Source organism: Faecalimicrobium sp. JNUCC 81, from assembly GCF_053667625.1.
This window is the reverse complement of record NZ_CM132203.1, coordinates 3,382,180-3,407,494: the sequence shown is the minus strand read 5'-3', so window position 1 is coordinate 3,407,494 and position 25,315 is coordinate 3,382,180. Positions and strand designations below refer to the sequence as shown.

The window sequence follows — 25,315 nt, the reverse complement described above, 5'->3', positions numbered from 1 at the left end:
AATATTAATTTTATAGGGGGATTTTAAACATGGGAGATAATTCAGTTTTAAAAATTGATAATTTAAAAATTGAATTAATTCATAAAAATCAAAAGCTAATAGCAGTAAAGGATGTAAGTTTTGACTTAGACCCGGGAAAGACGATAGGAATTATAGGAGAAAGTGGTAGTGGTAAGTCTATTACATGTTCTGCAATACTAGGGCTTTTAGAAGATAAAAAATGGATTATAAATGGAGATATTTACTTTGGAGAAACGCCAATTCCATATAGAAATAATAAAGATATGAATAAATTTAGGGGAAAGCATATTGCACTAATAACACAAAATCCAATGAGCGCCTTTGATCCTCTAAGAACTATAAGATATCATTTTATAGAAACACTTACTACTCATAAAAATATGTCTAAAAAAGATATTGAAAAAAAAGCCATATATATTCTTAATAAGATGAAAATTCAAAACCCTAAAAATGTATTAGATAGTTATTCTTTTGAGCTAAGTGGTGGTATGCTACAGCGTATAATGATAGCGATAGCAATTGCACTTGAGCCAGAGGTATTAATTGCTGATGAGCCAACTACAGCTCTTGATTTAACAGTTCAATACGAAATAATAAAAATACTTTCTAAAATGCAAAAGGATTTAGGTACTTCAATAATTCTAGTATCTCACGATTTAGGAGTAGTATCAGAATTAGCAGATGAAGTACTAGTAATGTATGGCGGAAGTATAGTAGAAAAAGCACCTATAAATAAAATTATGATAAGTCCAAAACATCCATATACAAAAGGATTAATATCATCTAGACCTAATTTTTCTAAAGAAAGATTAGCTATATTAGAGGGAACACCACCGAACTTATTTGAAAGAGGAAATGGATGCGAATTTTATAATAGGTGTAATAGAAAAAATGAAAAATGTAAAAATAATGTGATTTCTAGTATTAAAGTAAATCAAAATCATGAGGTAAGATGTATTCATTTTGAGGAGGGGGCATATAGTTGTGGAACTGCTTAATATAAATGAAGTAAAAAAAGTATATAAACTAAAAAGTAAAGAGAAATTATATGCAGTTGATGGAGTTAGTTTAAATATTAAAAAAGGTAAGTGTGTAGGATTAGTAGGAGAAAGTGGATGTGGAAAGAGTACTTTAGGTAAAATGATATTAGGAATAGAAGGTATTACAGATGGAAGTATAGTTTTTAAAGGTAAAGAAGTACGAGATATTAAAAGAAGGGATTTACTTAGAAAAGAATTACAAATGGTTTTTCAAGATAGTCTAGCAGCAGTAAATAGAAGAAGTACAGTACTAGAAATTATAGGAGAACCACTAAGGAATTTTTATAAATTATCAAAAGAAAATACAATAAAAAGAGTAGAAGAGCTTCTAGAAAAAGTTGGAATGAATAGAAGTGATAAAAATAAATTTCCACACCAATTTAGTGGGGGTCAGTTACAACGTATATGTATAGCAAGGGCATTGGCATCGAGTCCTAGTCTATTAGTTCTTGATGAACCTTTAAGCAGTCTAGATATTTCAATACAAGCACAAATTCTAAATTTATTATCAGATCTTAAGAAAGATTTAGATTTAACTTATATTTTGATATCTCATGATTTAGAAGCAGTGTATTATCTATCAGATTCAATAGTCGTTATGTATAAGGGAAAGATTATGGAGCAGATAGAAGATATAAAAGATTTTTATGAAATGAAGCATCCTTATACGAAAAGGCTGTTAGCATCATCATTTCAATATAGAAGTAAAGTTGATGATTTGATAGAAGAGGTTAATAACTATGAGAGTATAGATGGATGTCCTTATCTTAATAGGTGTATAAATGCTAGAGATATTTGCAAAGAAAATTCTCCAAAACTTGTTGAAGTATCTAAGGGGCACAAAATTGCGTGCCATTATGCATAATAATTAATTGAAAAACTTTGTGATGAAATTTATATTGTTGGAGATGAAAGTTTAAAGATTATTAGTGAAAAAGAGATACAAAGGTATAAAAGAAGATATATGTAAGAGGGTGCTTTTTATATGACTTAATAAATCATTTATAAGCACTCTCTTTTAATTATTTAATTATTGTGTATGTAAGATAGGTTACATATATGGTAAATAAAACGAAATCTTGATTTTTAACAATATATAAGTGGTTTTTAATTTTATCATATATGTAATTAGTATTTAGACCAATACAGAGAGAGCTAATATCCCACACAATAAAATTTATAATTAGTTCCATATAGATGGCACCTCCTTCCTGATTAATGTAGGAACGATGACTATATGAAACTACCACTCATAGACTGTAGTTTCTTTTGTTGTATTAACTTATTATTACTTTTATCTATAATATTTCTTTGTTCTATCCTAAAGATAATTAAGAATTGATATAATAATTAATGTAAAATAATAAAAGGGGGAGAGTATTATGGAAAAAATTATTCTAATAGAAGATGATGCAAAAATAAGAATAGAACTCAAAAATTTCTTAGTAAATTACAACTATGAAGTAGTAATAATGGAAGAATTTGAAAATATAATAGAAAATACATTAAATGAAAATCCTCATTTAATATTATTAGATATAAACCTACCAATATATGATGGTTACTACATATGTAGAGAAATAAGGAAAAAATCAGATGTACCAATAATAGTAGTGACAAGCAGAGATACAGAAATGGACGAGCTAATGAGTATGAATCTAGGAGCAGATGATTTTATAACAAAACCATATAATACTCAAATACTTCTAGCTCATATAAATTCAATTCTAAAAAGAGCCTACAAAAAAATATCACTAGAAACCCTTACTTATAAAAAATTAGAATTAGATTTGTCAAAAAATAGTATTTATTTTAATGATAAGGAATTAGATTTAACGAAAAATGAATTTAGGATACTTAATTGTTTAATGAAAAATCAAGGTAAGATAGTATCTAGAGGAGACCTAATGGACTATTTATGGGACTTAGATTTATTTATAGATGATAATACACTAACGGTAAATATAAACAGACTTAGAAAAAAACTAGAAACTGTAGGATGTAGCGATTATATACAAACAAGAAGAGGTGTAGGCTATATAATGCCGTAAATTATGAACATAAAAAAATATATAAAAGATAAACAGTTATACATAGTATTAAGACTAGTATTTATAGTTTTTGTAATATATATATTAAATTTGCTTCAAGTAGAAGTTATAACTATAAAATTTATAATAATGTTATGGATTGTATTGAATGCTATTGAAATTGTACATGACTATAATAAAAAAGCTATCTATTACAATGAAGTTGAAAATATTTTAAGACATTTAGATAAAAAGTACTTACTACCAGTAATAATAAATAGGCCAGAATTTATAGAAGGCCAGATTTTATATGATGTACTTAGTATCACAGACAAAGGTATGAATGAAGAAGTAAATAGGTACTTATTTATGCAAGAGGAGTATAAAGAGTACATAGATATGTGGGTACATGAAATAAAAACACCAATAGCTTCAAGCAAACTGGTAATAGAAAATAATAAAAACGAACATACCTTAAGTATATTAGAGGAAATAGAGAAAGTTGAAGACTACATAAATCAAGTACTATATTATTCTAAAAGTAACGAGCTAGAAAGAGATTATATAGTGAAAAAAATAAACTTAAGAAGATGTGCAAATAACGTAATAAAGAAAAATAAAAAAAGTATTAGAGAAAAGCAAATTTCAATAGATATAGAAGATTTTGAAAGGGAAGTTTATTGTGATAATAAATGGTTAGAATTTATTTTAAATCAAATAATAGTTAACTCTGTAAAATACATAGCTAATAAAAATGTAAATAAGAAATTAGAAAAAGAAAAGGGAAAAATAAAAGTTTATATTAAAGAACACAATCATAGCACAGAGTTATACATTGAGGATAATGGAATAGGAATTGATGAAAAAGATGTAAAGAAAGTATTTGAAAAAGGATTTACAGGGATTAATGGAAGAAAACTAAAAAAATCAACAGGTATGGGACTGTATATATCTAAAAAACTGGCAGATAAAATGTCCTTAGGTATATCGATATACTCAAAAGTAAATGAATATACAATAGTTAAGATTACCTTCCCAGAAAATAACACAATGAGAGTGATAAATAATTAATATATATAACTGAAACTTACATTGATGTAAGCTTTATGTAAGGTTTAGTTATTAAAGAAAACCTCTAATATCTATAAACTATAAATATAACAAAAATGAAATCAAGTAAAAGTGCCTTGAGGAACTGTATAAGAGAGATACACTAGAGAAAAATTTATTAGATAATAGATGAGATATTTTAGGGAGGTAAAATATGAGTACAATATTACAAGTAAAAAACATAGAAAAGTACTACGGAAATAAGAGGAACTTAACAAAAGCTATAAATAATATATCTTTTGAAGTTGATAAAGGTGAGTTTGTAGGAATAATGGGTCCAAGTGGAAGTGGAAAAACTACTTTATTAAACTGTATAGCTACAATAGATAAGGTAACAACAGGATCAATAAATATAGAAGGTAAAGACATAACCACTTTATCTAGAAAAAATATAGAAAAGTTTAGAAGAGAAAATTTAGGATTCATATTTCAAGATTTCAACTTACTAGATACATTAAATGTTTATGAAAATATATCATTAGCATTATCAGTTATAGGAGTAAAGGGAAAAGAGATAGATATAAAAGTAAAACAAGTAGCTAATAAGCTTAATATATCAGATATATTAAATAAGTTTCCTTATGAAATATCAGGTGGTCAAAAGCAAAGGGTAGCTTCTGCAAGAGCAATAATAACTAATCCATCATTGATACTAGCTGATGAGCCAACAGGTGCACTCGATTCTAAGTCTTCAAGGATACTCCTTGAAAGCATGGAAGATTTGAATGAAAGCTTAAATTCTACAATAATTATGGTTACTCATGATGCTTTTACAGCAAGTTATTGTAAAAGGATATTATTTATAAAGGATGGTAAGATATTTAACGAACTTATAAGGGGAAATGATAGTAGAAAAGACTTTTTCAAAAGAATAATAGAAGTAGTAACGCTGCTTGGAGGTGACAATGAAAATGTTATTTAAGTTATCTTCAAGAAATGTAAAAAGGAGTATAAAAGATTATACTATATACTTTTTAACTCTAGTATTAGGTGTATGCATATTCTATGTATTTAACTCATTAGAATCTCAGACTATAATGATGGACTTACCAGAAAGTAAAAAAGTATTTGTAGAGTTAATATCAAGAGTAATATCAGTAGTTTCTGGATTTGTATCATGTATTTTGGGATTTCTAGTAATATATGCTAACAGCTTTATAATAAAGAAAAGAAATAAAGAATTTGGTATATATATGACCTTAGGTATTAGCAAAAGTAAAATATCAATAATGCTATTTGTAGAAACTATTATAATAGGGATTTTATCACTTTTAGTAGGTATATTTATAGGAGTATTTTTATCACAAGGTTTAGCTGGCATAACTGCTAAACTGTTTGAAGCGAGTATGACAAAATATCAATTTGTATTTTCAAAAGAATCTTGTTTAAAAACAGTATTTTATTTTGGAATAATGTTTTTTGTAGTAATGTTTTTAAATTTTGTAGTAGTATCAAGATACAATTTAATAGACTTAATATATAGGTCAAAAGCTAATCAAAAGCTTAAAGGTACAAATCTTTTACTATCAGTATTTTTATTTGTAATGTCTATAGTTTGTTTAGTCTTTGCATATAAATTTATACTTGATAATCAGATATTCAATTTGAATGGTAAAGAATTTAATAGAGCCATAATTTTAGGAATTATAGGGACAGTTTTATTTTTCAGAGCTTTAGCTGGATTTTTAATAAAAGTTACACAAAGTAGTAAAAATTATTACTTAAAAAATCTTAATACATTTACTTTAAGACAACTAAATAGCAAAATAAATCTTCATTATGTATCTATGAGTATAATATGTTTAATGTTATTTATAGCAATAGGAATGTCTTCAACTGGAATTGGGATGAAGAGTACTCTTGAAAATACAGTAAGATTTCAAACTCCATTTGATATGTCAATGTATATAGAGGCTTTAGAAGAAAAAGATAACATAGAAATTGATGAATTTTTAAAATCTAAAGGTATACATTTAGGTAATTATGCTAGTGAAGCTATAAAGTATAATTTATATGATAATAATATTCCATTTAAAAAAATGTTTGAAAAGACTAATAGTCAATTTTTGAAAAAGCAGATAGACTCTATGAGAGAATTTAATGTGCCTGTAATTAAAATATCTGATTATAACAAAGTTATGAAAACTCAAGGAAAAGAAGAAATAAAATTAAAAGAAAATGAAGTTGTATTACTTACAGATATGGAATCTATGAGAGAACCTATTGTAGATTTTATAGAGAAAAATCATATCATAGATATAAATAATACTAAGCTAAACATTAAAAATAATTATGAATTTAAAGCAATAGAGACACTTCCGATGAGTATTAATTTTTTAACTTTAATAGTAGATGATAAACAAGTTGAAAATATGAATATTTATAAAAAATTACTAAGTTTTAATTACAAGGGAGATAAATTGGAAACAGAGAGTAAGGTACTAAATGATCTTGAAAAAGTAGCAACTAATAATTTTGAAAAATTAGACATCAAAATATCAGCTATGACAAAAATACTATGTTTTGAAAGTAACATGGCAACAGCAAATATATTCTTGTTTGTAGGTATATATATAGGAATAGTATTTTTAATATCAAGTGCTGCAGTACTTGCTCTTAGTCAATTGTCTGGAGCTACTGAAAGTATAGAAAGATATAAGGCGATTAGAAATCTTGGAGTAAGTACAGAAATGATAAATAAGTCAATATTTGTACAAGTATTACTGTACTTCTTTTTACCAATAGGGCTTGCATTAGTTCATAGTATATGTGGAATAAAGGTAGCAAATAATTTTATTAAGGTCTTTGGAGACCATGATATGATAAGTAACAATATAGTTTCTATTGGAGCGATATTAGTTGTCTATGGAATTTATTTTATAGCAACTTATAATGGATATAAAAGAATAGTCAATAATGACTAATAATAAGCAAAATATTTAATTGTCGATAAAAATATATTGACAAAAATAAAATAGTAGGATTATAATAAATAATAATTTAAAGAATGGAGGAAATATTATGAAAATTATAAATTCGAAAACAACAATAATATCACAATTTAATAGAGTACTCTTGTTAGTAGCCGACTTAATTTAGCAATTGTGTTTATTGATATATATAAATTTATATTTATTACTGTAATAGATGCAATTGCTACTTAGATAATTGTATCTATGACGGCTAATTTTTATTTTACATAAAGTAAGCCTCATAGAATTATTATGAGGCTATTATTATATTATTTTTGATAAAATAAGCCTCATAGATTAATATGGGGCTTTAATTATATCCTAGGTGTAAAGCTCTATATATAACTATGGGGCTTTTATTTTATATTTTAGCAAAATTTTAGCAATAGATCTATATAGGCTGTTGACCAAATAGTTATGCTAAATAAATTTAACTTAGGAGGAAATAAAATGCAAGAAGATAGAGAACAATGGGGAACTAAGATTGGATTTATACTTGCTGCAATTGGATCAGCAGTAGGTTTAGGTAATATATGGAGATTTCCTTATGTAGTATATTCAAATGGAGGAGGAGCATTTTTAATACCTTATTTATGTGCCATATTTACAGCAGGAATACCACTTTTAATATTAGAATATGGAATGGGACATAAGTTTAAAGGTTCAACACCACTTTCTTTAGCAAGAGCAAACAAAAAATTTGAATGGATAGGATGGTGGCCGATAATTAGTTCGTCGGTTATATTATGCTATTACTCAATGATATTAAGTTGGGCAATTAAATACATGACTATGAGTTTTACTAAAGCTTGGGGTCAAGATTCTAATTCATTTTTCTATAATGATTTCTTAAAATTATCAGATTCACCACTTAATTTTGTAGGAATAGTTTGGCCTATATTAATAGGTATTGCGATAATATGGGTTATAAATTGGTTTATATGTTACAAAGGAATAAAATCAGGCATAGAAAAAACTAGTAAGATATTATTACCATCTCTATTAGTAATAATGATAATAATTGTTATAAGAGGTGTTACTTTAGAAGGTGCAAGTGTTGGGTTAAATACATTATTTACACCAGATTGGGGTAAGGTAAAAAATCCTCAAGTTTGGATAGCTGCATATGGACAAGTATTTTTCTCATTAAGTATAGGTACTGGTATAATGATGACATATTCAAGTTACTTACCTAAAAAGACTGATATAAATAATAGTGCATTTATGACTGCGTTTGCTAACTGTGGATTTGAATTTCTATCGGCTATAGGAGTATTTGCCATACTTGGAGTAATGGCTACAAGCCAAGGTGTACCTATGGAAGAAGTTGTTACAGGTGGAATAGGGTTAGCATTTATAGCTTTTCCTAAGGTATTTACAATGATGGGGATATGGGGGAATATATTGGGGGTCTTATTTTTTTCTTGCCTAGTGTTTGCAGGTATAACATCATCAGTTTCTTTAGTAGAAGCAATATCATCAGCTATAATAGATAAGTTTGGTGGGAAGCGTAAAAAAGTTGTTACATATATGTGTTTAATAGGATTTGCTACAAGTATAGTATTTGCAAGTAATGCAGGTTTATATTTACTAGATATTATGGATAACTTTATAAATAATTATGGAATAGTTGTAGTTGGACTATTAGAAGCTTTTATTATCGGATGGATAATTAAGCCTAAGGTTATAAGAGAACATACAAATAATATATCTTATTTTAAAATTGGTAAGTGGTGGGATATAATTATAAAATATGTAACACCTACTTTATTAACAATAACCTTAATTCAAAGTCTTATAAATGAGTTTAAAAGTCCTTATGAAGGTTACGATTCAATATCTTTATTATTATATGGCTGGGCTATTATAGCTCTTGGAATTATCGGTGGATTACTAATTAGTAAAAAGCCTTGGAAAAATAGTAAGTTAGAGAATATAAGTAGTAAGGAGATATTATAAATGACAAGTGTATCAATAGGATTTTTTATATTAGGAGCGACAATTCTTTGGGGTGGATTTATAGTAACTTTAGTTATAACCATTAAGAATGAGAGAAAAACAAATTAAGTAATATACTAAAATATAGTAGTTATAACAGATTTATCAGGTATATGCTAGTAACTGATTCACTGTGTGTCTGAGAATTTCTTGTGGTTTAATGACCACTCAGGACGAAAAAATTTAAAAAGATGTGAAAATAATAATTGGTATTATTCCTGTGAATCGTTTCAATCATTGATAGCTACAAAAAGGTCTAGCTCATATATTTATTGGAAGCTAGACCTTTTTGTAGCATTTCATAGTTGCAAACTTAGATAGTTAAAAATTGATATAAATCAGCTTGATTTTCTTCATTATAACCAATACTGTTTATTTCACTTAATATATTTAAAATTTTTGTAAATATATATATTTCTTTAAAGTTATTTGAAGATTTTATATCTTCTTTAATTCTAGATTCTAGAATTCTTATAGTATTAGAGTTTTCTATATTCTTTTTTAATTTAGAGAATACATAGCTATAATCTTTATTATCTTTTTCTAATAAGTGAATTTGATATAAATCATTTATTATTATTTTACTTTTATTTATTAAAGACATATCCATATTTAAACCATTAACTTCAAGATAATTTGTTCTTAAATCTATTAAAGATGGAATTAAAGATAAAATAGCAACAGAACTTTCGCTTTTTTCCTCTCTATTAAGAAGTACTTTTTCCATCATTTTATTTAATGCTTTTATTTCCATATTATTCAAATTTTCCTCTTCATTGGAAAGATGACGAGGGAATAAAAGTTTACTAGCTACTATAGCTATAACTGCACCTATTATAACGAATACAACTCTATTCACTATAATAAAGTTAGGATTAGTTACAGATAGTGCAGCAGAAGCAACAGAAGAGAATGTAATAAATATTACAAGATTTCTATAGTCAGACATATATGACATTATATAACCAGCAGCTAACAGCATTAAAGTTCTTAAAGATGGGTCAGGGATTAAGTTAAACAATACTCCTATTAGTATAGCACCTAATATAGTACCAATAACTCTCTTTTTAGACCTAATTATAGTATACTCTGAGTGTAGCTGTGTTAATGTAAATGCTGTATATAAAGCCCAATCTCCGTATTCTATATTAAATAATGTTATAACAAAGTAAATTATTGAAACAACTATACCTAATCTTAATCCATATGCAAGTCTAGGTTGTTTTAAGTTTAAATTCCTTTTATGAATAGTTGAATCTTTAAATTCATCATCAAGAGATAATTTAACTTTAGCATCTTCTTCTTTATTACTAACATTAGAATAGTCTTTTATTTCACTGTTTAAAACTTTAACAGTATTTATAAAATCATAAACATCTGTTGAATTATTATCTTTATATTTATTTATTAATTCAGAGATACTAATATAAGACTTTTTATCTTTTATATCTTTTAGTACTGTAGATATATCACCTAAAAGCTCTGAATTTACATTTGAACCTTTTGTATTATCTAGTAATATGTTTATTTTTTCTAAACAAGATAATATAGTAAGAGTATTTCTTCCACACTCTGTAAGATTTAACTTATTTTTTCCACTATTAAACACACATGATTTAAGCTCATTTATAGATATAGATAATGCTTTATCTGTATTCACAGTATCTTTATTTGATTTTATTAATTCTATTTTTAGTAATATATTATCAAATATAGAATTAAACATTTTGTCTCTTGATTTAGATAATTTGTTTTTATTAGCCAATAATTGAGCAGCCATTATTAAAATAGGACCTGCAATTAATGCTAAAAATCTCACTGGTAAATCTGCAGCTGGCACTGGGCTAGTCATAAGTAACAGATAGTGTAGTGCAAATAAAGAACTAACTGGTTTTTGTAGCTCATAACTGAAGTAATATCCTATAAATGCTAATACAGCAAAGTTAAGTATTAATTCTAATATTAGATTTTGAGAAACTAAAAGGGCGCATACTCCAAATACTAAGTTAAGCCCTATTAATCCAAATAAATTTTTTAGTGTATGAATAGTTAAATCTTTTGGCAATAGAACTAACATTAATACTACGCTAGTAACTCCAAGTAGTGAGTTTTCTTCTCCAAAGATACCTTTGAATGTACTTACTAATAAAACTACGACTAAAAATATTAAAGTCTTAGAGAAAATAAGTGATATAATCTCTTTTTTGTTTTTATTCATTTTTATATATTCTCCTTATTACCACGTATTGTACTTGGTTTTTTAATATTTATAAATAATATCATGTATTTTTTTGTAAAACAATTTTTTTATACGGCTAAAAAATCGAATACTAAATCTAAAAAACGGAAAATATACGAGTTATAATAAGGTATATATTTTTTATAAGTGATATGCTTCGACTGCATATGTATAAAATCTACAAAAAATAAAATATAATTCAAAAAAAATTACAATAAAATTATTTGTTATTAAAGATTTATAAAGATAATTTACATTTTTTCAACACTTTCCTTTTTATTTGGAGATTTATTAATTATAATAGGAAGAAATATATTTTGGTGAGGTGTAGCTGGATTTGTACATTCTTTTACGATGCCATTTAGCACAATTTCAGTTGGGGATTGCTAGGTGGTTTTCTTAGGATTATGTATTTGAGCCTATTATGGAATCCGAACTAATCTTAGATGATTAGTAGCTACTGAGCTAGAAAAGGAAATAAATGATAAAAATATCTCAACTAGAGTAATTGTACAAGTAAAATTTAAAAAATAATTAGCTTTCTTATAGAAATTTTACTTTTTTTATCTAGTAATTAATAGGTATTTATAATGTTTCCTGTATATATAGTTATGTTAAATGCAATACCTAAACATTCTCTAAATAAAAACAACTGATGTCCCATAAAAAAGAAACCAGATTAGTGACAATGAAATCTGAGCAAGAAGTAGGTATCAACCCTATAAAGAACAATGAAATTGATTCTAAAACCAGGTCTAGTTTTCTCCAATTCCCCTTGAATCTATGTCTTACAAGTATAGATCTAACTAATTCACTAAATGTAGCACTTAGTATACAAGTAACCATTGGAATAAAGTAGCTTAGTAATCTTGCCACTGACCAAGTGCAATTCTAATTCCTAATTTAGACATATTAGCAGTGTGTATATTAGTTAATGTATTATGTCTTGTAATATAGGTATATCCATTAATATATCCTCCAACAAAGGTTGTTATCATCATAAACAGAGGCTTTTCCAAAGGAGAGAGATTCTGTGTTATATGATTTTTATCATCCATATAATTCCACATCTTATATATGAATATCACAATTAATGACTTATGTATTATACCCTAGACTAGGATATTTTTTAATATTAGGAAAAGGATTTGAAAATATAACTTAAGTAGAATAGAATTTGAATTGAAGGTAATATATTTGCGATTCGTTTACAACTTTTAAAATCCACAAAAAACATATTGATAGATTAATTAATGTGTTTTTTATTTTTGTTGAAAAATGATTTTGAAAGTTTTTATTAAAATTTGCAACTTAATTTAAAAAAGGCGTGTCTATATATGTATAGCAAAAAGCAAGGGAGGTAGTATGTGAATAATATAATTTCATTACCATATATAAGAAAAAAAGAAAATTTGTCTGAAGAAAGACTAATAAAAAAATCTATAAAAGGAGATGGGGAGTGCTTTGAAGAGTTAGTAAAAAAGTATAAATTTTATTTATATAAAGTGGCATATAGTTATACAAAAAATGAAGACAAAGCACTAGATTTGATACAAGAATGTACATATAGAGCATGGAAAAATATAAAAAATTTAAAGCAGGAATCATCATTTAAACCATGGATATCTAAAATACTTGTAAACATAGCTATAACTACAATAAAAAAAGAAAGCAAAATTATTATAAGTGAAATCGATGAAAATATAGTACATGTTAAAAAGGACATATCAATTGAAGAAAAAGTAGATATACATGAAGCTATAGATACCTTAAAACCTGAGTATAAAATGGTAATAATATTAAAATATTTTGATGATATGACTATTGAAGAGATAGCATATGTAATGGAAATACCAATAAATACAGTAAAAAGCCATCTTAGAAGGGCAAGACAAAGTATGAAAAATATACTAAAGGAGGACTATCTATATGAGTAAAAATTATTTTGATAAAATAGAAGTACCAGAAAACATAGATTTATTTATAAAAGAAGGGATAAAAAAAGCTTCATATGAAAAAAAGCGTGATAAAAAGAGAAATGTAAAAAACATCCTTATAGCTAGTATTTCAGGAATAATAATAATTGGGGTTATAAATCCAGCATTAGCAGCTAAAATACCACTTGTAGGTAATATTTTTGAGATGATTGAGAAAAATTTAATATTTCCATCAAATTATTATCAGTATTCTACATCAGTTAATCAAGTAGCTAAATCTAATGGTATAAGCGTAACATTAAAAGAAGTTGCTAGTGATGGCTTCAAACTATACGTAACATACTTAGTTGAGAATGAAAAAGCATTTAAATGGACATATACTGAAGAAAAATATAAGCATTTAGATGTAGCTCAACTGGATACAATAGAAGCATACAATAAAGTAAGTTTTACTGATAAAGAATTACCAACATGGGATATAACGGGTTTAAATGGTAAATTTATAGATAAAAATACATTTGTAGGGATGCATACATACGATTTAGAAGGCTTAGGAGAAGAAATACCAGATGAATTTGATTTTCAAGTGAAGATAACATCGTTTATGACAAATAAGCAAGGAGTACGAATGACGTTTCTAAATGATACAAAAAGATATAATGGAACTTGGGCTTTTAAAGTTCCTGTAAAAATAAATAGAGAGCTAAGTAAAAAAATAGATTTTAAAGATGATGAACAAGAGGAGATTACATTAGACTCAATAGTAATTACACCGTTTGAAACTCTATTAACAGTTGATTATAAAGATAAAGAGTATATAGATGAAAAAGGTTTAGAGTTATACGAGATTAAACTATATAATGAAGATAATACAGAGATAAGATTAAAAGGAGGGAACACATACGAAGGTGAAAAAAAGTACTTTTTTAATAAAGTTAACGAAAATAATAAAAAGATAAGAGCAGTATTATATAAATATAGTTATAAACTAGCAGATGAGAATTCAAATAAGTTAAATATAGTAGACTTAGATGGAACTGAATATGAGAAATTTGAAGAAAAAATTCTTGATAAGAGTATTGAAATAAGTTAAAAATATTATAAAACTGAAAAAGACAATCTATATAATTATTATACGCAAACACTCATGTTCATTGAATATGAGTGTTTGTGTATATATAGAAATATATTAAATAGACAACAGTAATAAAAATACATTATAATACCTAAATTATTTATAATAATATCCGATTATATTAATATATAGTATAAATTTAACTATAAAATTAAATAAAATTAGCAGACCCAGAGTGATTTGGCAATTCAAAGCTAGAGGGAATTTTTAAGTTAGCCAGTTTCACAAATTTGTCTTTTAGAGAAGAGTGTTAATAGGTTTATGTTGATGCTCTTTTATTTTACACATTATGCAAGTGAATTTTAATAATTAGAATATTTTAATGTGAAAAATGCTCGATTAGACGAATAAATTATTAAGACTTAAATAGTTAATTTTATTAATAATGCTAAAAAATTAATAGGCAAAGTAAAATAATATAGGGAGATAAATAGAAATGAAATTTAAGTTAAGACACAAAAGTAAAGACAAAAGCAAAAGTATAAAAACCAAACTTACTTTAATAATTGTTTGTTTTGCAGTTATTTGCTGCTTATTATTAGGAGCAATCACAAGTTTTCTAAATTATAAGACTTCTAATGATATTTTATCAAAGGCAATTGTAGAAACAACTAAGCAAGCTTCTGAAACTGTTTCTCAAAAAATTATAAATCTTGAAAATGCAGCAATTCAGACAGGGATTATTAAAGAGATTTCAGATCCCAATGTAAGTAAAGAAGAGAAACAAAATATTATAACTAGACAAGAAAAATTATATGGATTAACGTTAGGTCACATTTTAGATTTAAAAGGTATAGAGTATTTTAGTGGAAAAGATTATTCTGATAGAAACTATTTTAAAATTGCTATGTCAGGAAAATCGTATATGAGTAGTCCTATTGTTAGTAAAACAACAGGAAAACCTACAATGCTAGTTGCAGCACCTATTTGGGAAAATGGAGTACAGGGTAGCAAAATAGTTGGGGTTGTAACTTTTAATGTAAATAAAGATTTCTTAACAGATATTGTTTCTAATATACAAATAGGAGAAAATAGTTATCCTTATCTTCTAGATAAAGAAGGAACAACAATTACGGCTAAAGACACTAGCCTTATTGGAAAAGAAAATACTATAAAAAGATCAGAAACAGATAAAAGTTTGATTCCTTATGCAGAGGCGGATAAAAAGGTTATTTCAGGAGACACAGGATCTTTTAATTTAGAATACAGTGGTGAAGGTAAGGTCTTGGGATATGCTCCGATAAAACATAGTGATGGTTGGGGTATAGGTATAACGACAAATAAAGATGATTTCCTTGGAGAGATGTATGCTTCAATAATAATTACAGTAATATTAGCTATAGTATTTACAATTGTAGCATTTATTGTAGCAATAAAGCTTTCTAATAAAATAGGAAACCCATTAAAAGAATGTAGTGAAAGACTAGAAATGTTAGCTGAAGGTGATTTAAATTCAGAAACTGCAGTTGTAGATGAAGATAATGAGATAGGTCTGGTAGCAGATGCTACAAGCAAAATAGTTGATGACTTCAGAAAAATGATAAATGCATTAACATATATATTAACTGAAATTAGCAATGGTAATTTAGACGTTAATGTAGATAATGCGGAATTAAGTGATTTATTTGTAAATGATTTTGAACCTATGCTAGTATCTGTAAATAAAATTGTAGATAGTTTAAATAGTACTTTAACACAAATAAATGTTGCAGGTGAACAAGTTGCAATTGGTTCAAATCAAGTGTCAGAAGGTGCACAAATACTTTCACAAGGTGCTACAGAACAAGCAAGCTCAATTCAAGAGCTTTCAGCAACTATAAATGAAGTTTCATCACATATAAAGCAAACCGCAGAAAATGCAGTAAGAGCAAAAGAAATATCTATGAAATCAAGTATGGCTATAGATAGAGGAAAAGACCAAATGCAAGAAATGGTTGCTGCAATGAATGAAATTAGCAACACATCAAATAGAATCGGAGATATAATAAAAAATATTGATGATATAGCATTCCAGACAAATATTTTAGCACTTAATGCAGCCGTAGAGGCAGCACGTGCTGGAGAGTCAGGTAAAGGATTTGCTGTTGTTGCTGATGAAGTTAGAAACCTTGCTGCAAAATCTGCACAAAGTGCGAAAGATACATCTGATTTAATTGAAAAAGCACTTGTAGCAATAGAAAATGGTACAATAATTGTTTCAGAAACTGCAAAGTCTCTTGAAGAAGTTGTTTATAGTGCACAAGAGTCATCAGAAATTATACAAGAAATCGCAGATGCAAGCAATGAACAAGCGCAGCATATTAATCATGTAAATATTGGAGTGGAACAAATATCTACAGTTGTACAGGCTAATTCAGCAACTTCTGAAGAAAGTGCTGCTTCAAGTGAAGAGTTATCAAGTCAAGCTTACATGCTAAAAGAACTTATTGGTAAATTCAACTTAAAGAATGAGCAAGACAAGTTCTTTGATAGCAAAATGATATTTGATAGTAAAGAATTTTAAATATCATTTTATATTATAATCGTCGACATTATACCTGTGAATCTTCTCAGCCATTGAAATTAATAAAAAACGTATTGATTTAATAATCAATACGTTTTTTATTTTAAATAATAGCATAATAAAATGATATTTTACTCAAAGGATATTTATTCTTAAAATACCTATAGCTATATTTAAAAAAGGTATAAGCTATATTATAAGGTCAAGAACAAACCATATTAAGCACACTATCTTGAAATACATCGCTCTTATAGATAAATGCAAATACGAACTCCCATGATAGATTAAGGCACATTGCAAGAAATGGCATACAGTAAGTCTTGTCTTTAATACTTTTCTTAATTACTAATATGTAAGTTATAATCCACTTAATCCTTGTAATATTATATAAGTACTCAAAAAAACTCCCCTTTATATACTTATGAAGTATATAAATACAATATAATAAATATATTTTAGCTATAAATCATTAAATGTTCAAATGACATACGAATTAAGTACAGTTTATTAAAATATTTTTAAGGGAACGAATATGGAGAAAAGGTATTAAATATATAATTTGGAAAAGTTGTTGAAAATTAAAGTGTTGTATGCTACATTTTATGTTGTGGATAAAAGTTTAGAGAAAATACAATACAACGTGCGCTAGAGAATGAGAGCCAAGCACAAGCCTTAAAATATTGGTATTATTAGTACTAATATAGGCTTAGCTTGGCTTTTTTTAGCGTGAAAGGGGGATTTTTAATGTTAAAATTTTTAAAGCCAGCGCCATATGTAAACAGGTTACCAGAAGATGAAATAGCTCCAACGTATAAGAGATATCGTATCCAAATGTTTATAAGTATTTATGTAGGATATCTTATATACTATTTTGTAAGAAGTAACTTTGCCTTAGCAAAGGTTTATCTTATAGAACAGGGGTTTACAAAAGTTGAGATAGGGTTTGTTGCATCAGCTTTAGGATTATCTTATGGTATTAGTAAATTTGTAATGGGGAATGTATCAGATAGATCCAATCCAAGATATTTCTTAGCAATGGGTCTTATATTGTCTGGTATAGTAAATTTATTTTTACCAAATGCAACTAATGTTGCTTTTATGTTTGTTTTAATGCTATTAAATGGATGGTTCCAAGGAATGGGATGGCCTCCATGTGGTAGAATAATGACTCACTGGTTTTCAGATAAGGAACGTGGTGTAAAAATGTCTATTTGGAACACTGCACACAATATAGGTGGAGGATTTATAGCTACAATTGTATTAATTGGAGTATCATTATTTGGAACATGGAAAGGTACTTTTTATTTACCAGGAATAATAGCAATTGTAGGTGGATTAATATATATTATATTTGCAAGAGATACTCCACAATCTGTTGGATTACCGCCAATTGAGGAATTTAAAGATGATTATCCAGAGTATGAGGTTGAAGTTAAAGATGCTGAAGCAGAACTTAGCGCTAAGGAAATTCTATTTAAGTATGTATTAAATAATAAGTTTTTATGGTGTGTAGCTCTGGCAAACGTTTTTGTATATTTAGTTAGATATGGAGTTATAAACTGGGTTCCCACATACCTACAAGAAGTTAGAAATTTTAATCCAAAAGATTCTTCTATAGCATTTGCATTATTTGAATACGCAGCTATACCAGGAACTATTATAGTTGGATGGATTAGTGATCATATATTCCATGGTAGACGTGCTCCAATGGGAATAATATGTATGGTTGGGGTAGCTATAGCAACAATGGTATACTGGAAAAGCACAAGTCCGTTTGCTATAAATTGCGCATTGGCATCAATAGGAGCATTAATTTATGGGCCTGTTATGTTAATAGGGGTAAGTGCACTAGATCTTGTTCCTAAAAAGGCAGCTGGAACTGCGGCAGGATTTACAGGTTTATTTGGATATATGGGAGGTCAGGTATTAGCTGAGTTGGCAATGGGTATGGTAGTTGATAAATTTAATTGGGATGGAGGATTTATAATGCTAATAATATCTTCAATCTTAGCAATAGTATTTTTATCATTTACTTGGAATACTCATAATATAAAAGAAAAATCTAATGCTTAGTTAGATATATAATTAAAGGGGGGGTCGTAAAAACGAACCCCCTTTAATTATATTAATTTATATTATTGGTTTATGCTATAGTTTTACTACTTACAATATCAACACCTGTACCCAAAACATCTTTGATTATTATATCTCCTACATTAACAGGAGATGTAACAATTATACTATCTAAAGCTTCCATAACATCAAACATCATACCTTTAGGTACAGAGCCATTAGTCTTAACTGGAAGTAAGTTTAAGTAAGAACCGTCAAGCTTAACTGTAGAAGTTATAACTCTTTTAGGGCTAGTTATTTCTTCAATACCGTATTTTTCTCCTCTTTTACAGGTATTACCACTTACTTTATATGTGCCATCTATCTTATCAATAACCATTCTACAACCCATTGGACAAACTACACAAGTAACTTCAGTTTTCATAATTAAACCTCCTCAACACTTATATAGATATCGCTATCTATTTTACCTAAAAGGTCTTTATTTATATTAATACGCTCCATTTCAGAAGGTATCATATGAGCCCTTTTCTTTTCAAAAATAACTTCATTATTACATCTACCTACTAGCTTTTTACCAGTACATATACTACGAACTCTCATAAATAGATTTACATCTTCATTAGAGTTTGTATTTATATATTGAGGAACCACATAACCAATTCCATCACTAGCAACGGTTTTTATATTATTAGATGCACAAGAATCATTTTTAGACTTCTTGTTTAAAACATATAAAGCAGCATTTTTACCAGCAATTCTACTTTCTTTTGTAACAAAGTCAACTAAATCATGAACATGAACAACATTACCACAAGCGAAAAAACCTTCTTTATTTGTAGACATACTATTATTAACTATAGGCCCGCTTGTTTTGTTATCTAGATTGATACCAATACCACTAGAAAGTTCATTTTCAGGAATTAATCCAACTGAAAGTAAAACAGTATCACATTCTATAAATTCTTGGCTACCTTCAATAACCTCTCTATTATCATTAAGCTTAGCTAAAGTAACTCCGCTAACTCTATCTTTTCCGTGTATATAGTTTATACAAGTTTGTAATTTTAAAGGTATATTAAAATCATCTAGACATTGTACTATGTTTCTTGTAAGTCCGCTTGAGTGAGGATTTATTTCTACAACACATTGAACCTTAGCACCTTCTAATGTCATACGTCTGGCCATAATAAGTCCGATATCACCAGAACCGTAGATAACTACTTTTTTACCAACTAAGTATCCTTCCATATTAATAAATCTTTGAGAGGCACCAGCATTATAAACTCCAGCAGGTCTATAGCCTGGAATATCTATAGCACCTCTAGTTCTTTCTCTACAGCCCATTGCAAGAATTACAGCATCTGCACTTATTTCTATAAGACCATCTTCGCCCATAGCAGATATAACTTTTTCATCATTAGTTTCATCTATATTAAGAACCATAGTATTTAACATAAAGTCTATATTTTCTTCCTGAACCATTTTTATAAACTTACCAGCATACTCAGGTCCTGTTAATTCTTCTTTAAATTCATGAAGACCAAATCCGTTATGGATACACTGATTTAAGATTCCCCCAAGTTCTCTATCTCTTTCAATTATTAATACCTTTTCACATCCGTTTCTCTTAGCTTCTAGAGCGGAACCTAATCCAGCTGGACCACCACCGATTACAACAACATTATATTTCAACAGTCTCACCCCTTAATTCTTTTATTTTTCCTACAACCATATTTGAACCTTCATAATCTTTTAAAACATCTTCAACAGATATGTTTAACTCTCTAGCTATTATTTCAACAACCTTTGGACCGCAGAAACCTCCTTGGCATCTTCCCATACCTGGACGAACTCTTCTTTTAACCCCATCAACAGTTCTTGCACCACATGGTCTATTTATAGCATCTATAATTTCTCCTTCAGTTACATTTTCACATCTACATATTATAGTTTTATGTTTAGGATTTTTCTCAGTAGCTAAAATTCTTTCATCATTAGTCATTTGAGAAAATGGCTTATCTTTTACCCTCATAGGATTAAAATTAGTATTTAATTCTAAAGACTTACTATCTCTAGCAAAAATATCTTTTAATATACCTTCAACATAAACAGCTATACCAGGAGCAGAAGCAAGTCCTGGAGATTCAATTCCAGCTACATTTATAAAACCTTTTGATTTTTTAGATTCAAATATTATAAAGTCACCTGTATTTGGAGTGGCACGAATTCCAGCAAAAGAAGTTATAGTTTTTGAGAAATCTATATTCTGCACAGATTTTAAAGCTTTATCCATTATTTCTCTTAAGCCAGATTTAGTAGTTGTTATATCTTCTAACTCAACTTGCTTAGCGTTTGGACCAACAAGTAAGTTTCCATGAACTGTTTTAGTAACCAGTATTCCTTTACCTTTTTCAGTAGGGCATGTAAATAATGTGTGTACAGCTTTATTTCCTTCAACTTTATCTAATATTTTATATTCACCTTTTCTTGGGATTATATAAAATTCATCTCCACCAATTAATTTGTTTATTTTATCAGAATATAAACCAGATGCATTTATAACATATTTTGATTTTATAACACCATTTACAGTTTTTATTTCAAAGTATTCTTCATTATCAGAAGTAACCTTTTTAATATCTATAACTTCGCTTTGTAAATTAAGTTTGACACCATTATCAATAGCATTTTCCATAAGTGCGACATTTAGGTTAAAAGGACAAACTATACCTGCACTTTTGCATAAAAGAGCTCCAACTACATTTTCACTAACATTAGGCTCTATTTCTTTAACTTTATTTCCATCTATTATTTCAAGGCCAGAAGCCCCATTTTTTAATCCTCTTTCATAAAGCTCTTTTATATGAGATAAGTCTTTATCATCAAAAGCCAAAACTAAAGATCCATTTTGCTTAAACTCAACATTAAGATATTTGCAAAGAGAAGGGTATAGGCTATTTCCTAAAACATTAAGCTTTGCTTTTAAGCTACCTTCATAAGCATCAAATCCACCATGAACTATGGCGCTATTAGCTTTAGTTGTACCTTGGCATACTTCAACACCTTTTTCTAAAACAACAGTTTTTAAATTATATCTAGATAGGTTTCTGGCGATAGCACTTCCTGTTATTCCAGCTCCTATTATAGCTATATCAAACATAAATAAATCCCCCTGAGTATTAATATTTGGCAAAAAAACAGAGAGCCCACCTATAATTTATTATAGAAGGCTCTCTTATCTCTGCCATAAATATTTAATTAATACAATTTCGTTCATAAAATTATATTAACGTTTTCATTACCATAATTATATTCCATAATTTTGAATTTGTCATTATATTAAATTAAAAAACTTTCATAAATAAATAGCTTTAGATATTTTGTGCAGTAGCTAAATTAGATTAAATAAAATACTATTTTATTAATGTAGGATTATATTACTATAGTTAATGTTATCTATTATGTATTTACTGTACTTAATAATAATACTTTGGTAGAATTTAAAATATACACTACTTTACTTGGATAAATAAACCATAAAGAGGATTATAATAAAAAAAATTAGAAAGGTTAAAAATATTTATGATAAGAAAAATTGTAAAAGATATATCATTTTTAGAACAAAAATCAGAATGTGCAACAAAAGAGGATGTAGAAGTTATCGATGACTTAATTGATACGTTAAAAGCAAATTTAGATCATTGCGTGGGAATGGCAGCTAATATGATAGGAGTAAAAAAACGTATATTGGTATTTTGTGCAGGTAATATGATAATTCCTATGGTAAATCCAGTTATATTAAAAAAAGAGGATTCTTATGAAGCGGAAGAAAGTTGCCTATCTTTAATTGGATCTAGAAAAACAACAAGATATGAAACAATAGAGGTAGAATATCTAGATAAAAATTTTAATAAGCATAAGCAACTATTTACTGGATTTACTGCACAGATTATCCAGCATGAAGTAGATCATTTCGAAGGAATAATAATTTAATAAAAAATTACATCATGGGTAGGGAATTAATGATAAAAATAGCAATTTGTGAAGATGAAAAAGATCAACAAGAGTTGTTGAAAACATATATAGACCAAATATTTGAGGGATTATCTGTTAAATATAAGTTGGAAGTATTTAATTCAGGGGAAGAATTACTTGAAAGCTATCCAAAAGATACTGATGTACTTTTATTAGATATACAAATGGGGCAAATTAATGGAATGGATACTGCAAGAAAAATCAGGACATTAGATGATAAAATAGAAATAATATTTATTACATCATTAATAGAATACGCCCTAGAAGGTTATGAGGTAAGGGCTTATAGATATTTAATAAAACCAGTAAAATATGAGAATTTAAAAGAAAATATAATAAACTGCATAAAAGAAATAGATATAAAAAATAAATATATTATAGTAAAAGAACAAGGCAATCAAATTAAATTAGACATAAATAAAATAATGTATATAGAAGTGCAAAAAGAAACTATAACTATACATACATTAGATGAGATTTACAAGATAAATAAAACTATGAGTAATATTGAAAAGGAGATAGATTGTAGTAGATTTTTTAGATGTCACAAGAGTTTTTTAGTTAATCTAGAACATATAAAAAGTATAAAACAGTATATCGTAATACTTGAAAATAGTGAGGAAATACCTGTTAGTAGGTATAGGTTTAAGGAGACAAAAGATAAATTTTTCGACTTAATAGAGGCGAAATTATGTTAGTAAGAACCTATATTTTAGCTGTTTTAAATATGGTAATATTTATAGTTTCATTTTTTATGCTAATGAATAAAAAAGGTTATGTCTATCAATATAAATTAGAGAGTAGATATATACTTACAAGTATATTCTTAATTTTTACAATTATAATGGGATTAGGATTTGGAACAACATCCATACAGGGGATACTACGGATGTTTTTAACTATATATTTAATTTGTAACATTTTTTATAAAATTAATACAAGAAAATCTATTATTAGCGCAGTAATATATAGCTTAGTTTATATTTTAGTAGGATGTAGTATTTATTGGTTTATACAGATTTCAATTATAAAAACAGATTATATAATTGAAATAACTCTTATAGGTAGTGCTATTATTTTTTTAATAAGCATCAGTTTTTATGATAGATTAGAAAAAATATATAAAAATAAGAAATATTATTTATATATTGCATTAACCACTATAATTAATTTATTAATAATAGCATTTATAAATAAGTCAAATACAGATATAGGTAATTTATATGAGACACTAGCTAAAAATAATATTGAATTTACTAATGCCTCAGCGGTACTTATATTTTCAGAGACTATTAAAGAAACATTTCCTTATCTTTTAATTATAGTAAATATATTATTAATATCTATATTTTTAAATTCTATAAAATCAGAAAAAGAAAAAGCTAAAGCAGAGTTTGTAAATGAAAAATTAGATATGCAGTATAAATACTATTTAATGGTTAAGGATTCACAAGAAAAAATGAGGCAAGTATACCACGATATGAATAATCATATGGAAAATATAAAATCACTAAAAAATAGTAGTGAAGATGTAAATAAATATATTAACAATATAGAAGATGAAGTGAAAGGAACTAAAAATATTTATAACACAGAAAATGTACTACTAGATATTATATTATATGAAAAAAGTAAAGTCTGTATAGAAAATAATATAGATTTTAATGTAGGCATAGATTTTAGTAAATGTGATTTTATAGATATGATTGATATAAGCAGCATATTTTCAAACTTAATAGATAATGCAATAGAAGCATGTGATAAAATAGATGATAATAATATAGAAAAATATATAACTATAAAAAGTACTTTTATAAAAGGGTACTATGTAGTTAGATGTGAAAATAGCAAGACAAATAAAGTAATAATAAAAAATAATAAGATTTTTACTTCTAAAAAAGATAAATTCCTTCATGGAATTGGCCTTGAAAGTATAAAATCTTCAATAAAAAAATATAATGGAGAATTAAAAATTAAGGATAGCAGGTCTAAGTTTATAGCTACTATTCATATACCAGTTGAATAATATATTATATAATTGTTTGTTTATAAAAATAAACAATTAAGCTTTTAGTATGCTAGTTGGCGGTAAAAACATACCACTTGTCGGTATTATATTGAAGCAAAAATTTATAAATGTTACCTTCTATACAAAGAAGGTAGCATTTTTTGCGTATAAGGGTTTTATATTTACTACCAAAGAAAACAAGGAGGGAAAT

The 25,315-nt window shown here is 27.1% G+C and carries 21 protein-coding genes; 15 read left to right on the top strand and 6 right to left on the bottom strand.

Features of this window, described 5'->3' with window-relative positions:
• Window positions 1-29 precede the first annotated feature (29 nt).
• From JNUCC81_RS16730 to JNUCC81_RS16695, 8 genes are all read left to right on the top strand, one after another.
• Entirely contained in the window at window positions 30-1,019 is a 990-nt protein-coding gene (locus tag JNUCC81_RS16730; protein ID WP_454094505.1) for an ABC transporter ATP-binding protein, read from the top strand.
• Window positions 1,006-1,926 (top strand): ABC transporter ATP-binding protein, encoded by a 921-nt coding sequence (locus tag JNUCC81_RS16725; RefSeq protein ID WP_454094504.1) that lies wholly within the window; start codon window positions 1,006-1,008, stop codon window positions 1,924-1,926. Before JNUCC81_RS16730 ends, JNUCC81_RS16725 begins: the two co-directional genes overlap by 14 nt.
• Window positions 1,927-2,443: 517 nt before the next feature.
• Entirely contained in the window at window positions 2,444-3,112 is a 669-nt protein-coding gene (locus tag JNUCC81_RS16720) for a response regulator transcription factor (RefSeq protein WP_454094503.1), read from the top strand.
• A 3-nt stretch (window positions 3,113-3,115) separates the two neighbouring features.
• On the top strand, window positions 3,116-4,162 hold the full coding sequence (locus JNUCC81_RS16715) for a sensor histidine kinase (RefSeq protein WP_454094502.1): 1,047 nt from the start codon (window positions 3,116-3,118) through the stop codon (window positions 4,160-4,162).
• A gap of 193 nt (window positions 4,163-4,355) precedes the next feature.
• Window positions 4,356-5,123, top strand: coding sequence for an ABC transporter ATP-binding protein (locus JNUCC81_RS16710; protein WP_208332895.1), 768 nt, complete (start codon window positions 4,356-4,358; stop codon window positions 5,121-5,123).
• Window positions 5,107-7,125 (top strand): FtsX-like permease family protein, encoded by a 2,019-nt coding sequence (locus JNUCC81_RS16705; RefSeq protein ID WP_454094501.1) that lies wholly within the window; start codon window positions 5,107-5,109, stop codon window positions 7,123-7,125. Before JNUCC81_RS16710 ends, JNUCC81_RS16705 begins: the two co-directional genes overlap by 17 nt.
• 498 nt (window positions 7,126-7,623) lie before the next feature.
• The gene (locus tag JNUCC81_RS16700) at window positions 7,624-9,132 is read left to right on the top strand and encodes a sodium-dependent transporter (protein ID WP_454094500.1); all 1,509 of its coding nucleotides are present in this window, start codon (window positions 7,624-7,626) and stop codon (window positions 9,130-9,132) included.
• Complete coding sequence (locus tag JNUCC81_RS16695; protein WP_208331593.1) at window positions 9,133-9,240, top strand: MetS family NSS transporter small subunit; 108 nt, start codon at window positions 9,133-9,135, stop codon at window positions 9,238-9,240.
• Between the two features lie 244 nt (window positions 9,241-9,484).
• On the opposite strand, the gene JNUCC81_RS16690 is transcribed toward JNUCC81_RS16695, so the two are convergent.
• Both JNUCC81_RS16690 and JNUCC81_RS16685 read right to left on the bottom strand, forming a co-directional pair.
• The gene (locus tag JNUCC81_RS16690) at window positions 9,485-11,389 is read right to left on the bottom strand and encodes an FUSC family protein (protein WP_454094499.1); all 1,905 of its coding nucleotides are present in this window, start codon (window positions 11,387-11,389) and stop codon (window positions 9,485-9,487) included.
• An 881-nt stretch (window positions 11,390-12,270) separates the two neighbouring features.
• Window positions 12,271-12,411: a DUF1275 family protein gene (locus JNUCC81_RS16685; protein WP_454094498.1), complete on the bottom strand. Its 141-nt coding sequence runs from the start codon at window positions 12,409-12,411 to the stop codon at window positions 12,271-12,273.
• A 366-nt stretch (window positions 12,412-12,777) separates the two neighbouring features.
• Between JNUCC81_RS16685 and JNUCC81_RS16680 the strand changes: the two genes are divergently transcribed.
• The 3 genes from JNUCC81_RS16680 (at window position 12,778) to JNUCC81_RS16670 (ending at window position 16,985) form a co-directional block, all read left to right on the top strand.
• A complete protein-coding gene (locus JNUCC81_RS16680) occupies window positions 12,778-13,347 on the top strand; it encodes a sigma-70 family RNA polymerase sigma factor (RefSeq protein WP_454094497.1) in 570 nt (189 codons plus the stop codon).
• Window positions 13,340-14,440 (top strand): DUF4179 domain-containing protein, encoded by a 1,101-nt coding sequence (locus JNUCC81_RS16675; RefSeq protein WP_454094496.1) that lies wholly within the window; start codon window positions 13,340-13,342, stop codon window positions 14,438-14,440. Before JNUCC81_RS16680 ends, JNUCC81_RS16675 begins: the two co-directional genes overlap by 8 nt.
• A 478-nt stretch (window positions 14,441-14,918) precedes the next feature.
• Complete coding sequence (locus tag JNUCC81_RS16670; RefSeq protein ID WP_454094495.1) at window positions 14,919-16,985, top strand: methyl-accepting chemotaxis protein; 2,067 nt, start codon at window positions 14,919-14,921, stop codon at window positions 16,983-16,985.
• A 202-nt stretch (window positions 16,986-17,187) separates the two neighbouring features.
• On the opposite strand, the gene JNUCC81_RS16665 is transcribed toward JNUCC81_RS16670, so the two are convergent.
• A complete protein-coding gene (locus tag JNUCC81_RS16665; RefSeq protein ID WP_454096415.1) occupies window positions 17,188-17,328 on the bottom strand; it encodes a transmembrane-type terpene cyclase in 141 nt (46 codons plus the stop codon).
• A 401-nt stretch (window positions 17,329-17,729) separates the two neighbouring features.
• Between JNUCC81_RS16665 and glpT the strand changes: the two genes are divergently transcribed.
• Complete coding sequence (glpT, locus tag JNUCC81_RS16660; RefSeq protein ID WP_454094494.1) at window positions 17,730-19,058, top strand: glycerol-3-phosphate transporter; 1,329 nt, start codon at window positions 17,730-17,732, stop codon at window positions 19,056-19,058.
• 70 nt (window positions 19,059-19,128) lie between these two features.
• Here glpT and JNUCC81_RS16655 read toward each other — a convergent pair whose 3' ends face one another.
• From JNUCC81_RS16655 to JNUCC81_RS16645, 3 genes are read right to left on the bottom strand one after another with little or no spacing between them, the layout of a single operon-like run.
• Window positions 19,129-19,482: a DUF1667 domain-containing protein gene (locus tag JNUCC81_RS16655; RefSeq protein WP_454094493.1), complete on the bottom strand. Its 354-nt coding sequence runs from the start codon at window positions 19,480-19,482 to the stop codon at window positions 19,129-19,131.
• A gap of 2 nt (window positions 19,483-19,484) precedes the next feature.
• Complete coding sequence (locus JNUCC81_RS16650; protein ID WP_454096414.1) at window positions 19,485-20,756, bottom strand: NAD(P)/FAD-dependent oxidoreductase; 1,272 nt, start codon at window positions 20,754-20,756, stop codon at window positions 19,485-19,487.
• Window positions 20,743-22,221, bottom strand: coding sequence for an FAD-dependent oxidoreductase (locus JNUCC81_RS16645; protein ID WP_454094492.1), 1,479 nt, complete (start codon window positions 22,219-22,221; stop codon window positions 20,743-20,745). Before JNUCC81_RS16645 ends, JNUCC81_RS16650 begins: the two co-directional genes overlap by 14 nt.
• Window positions 22,222-22,643: 422 nt before the next feature.
• On the opposite strand from JNUCC81_RS16645, the gene JNUCC81_RS16640 reads away from it, so the two are divergent.
• Genes JNUCC81_RS16640 through JNUCC81_RS16630 form a run of 3 tightly spaced genes read left to right on the top strand, consistent with a single transcriptional unit; the run spans window position 22,644 to window position 25,122 of the window.
• Complete coding sequence (locus JNUCC81_RS16640) at window positions 22,644-23,054, top strand: peptide deformylase (RefSeq protein ID WP_454094491.1); 411 nt, start codon at window positions 22,644-22,646, stop codon at window positions 23,052-23,054.
• A 29-nt stretch (window positions 23,055-23,083) separates the two neighbouring features.
• Complete coding sequence (locus tag JNUCC81_RS16635) at window positions 23,084-23,794, top strand: LytR/AlgR family response regulator transcription factor (RefSeq protein ID WP_454094490.1); 711 nt, start codon at window positions 23,084-23,086, stop codon at window positions 23,792-23,794.
• Entirely contained in the window at window positions 23,788-25,122 is a 1,335-nt protein-coding gene (locus tag JNUCC81_RS16630) for a sensor histidine kinase (protein WP_454094489.1), read from the top strand. The genes JNUCC81_RS16635 and JNUCC81_RS16630 overlap by 7 nt, the downstream gene beginning before the upstream one ends.
• Window positions 25,123-25,315: the final 193 nt, after the last annotated feature.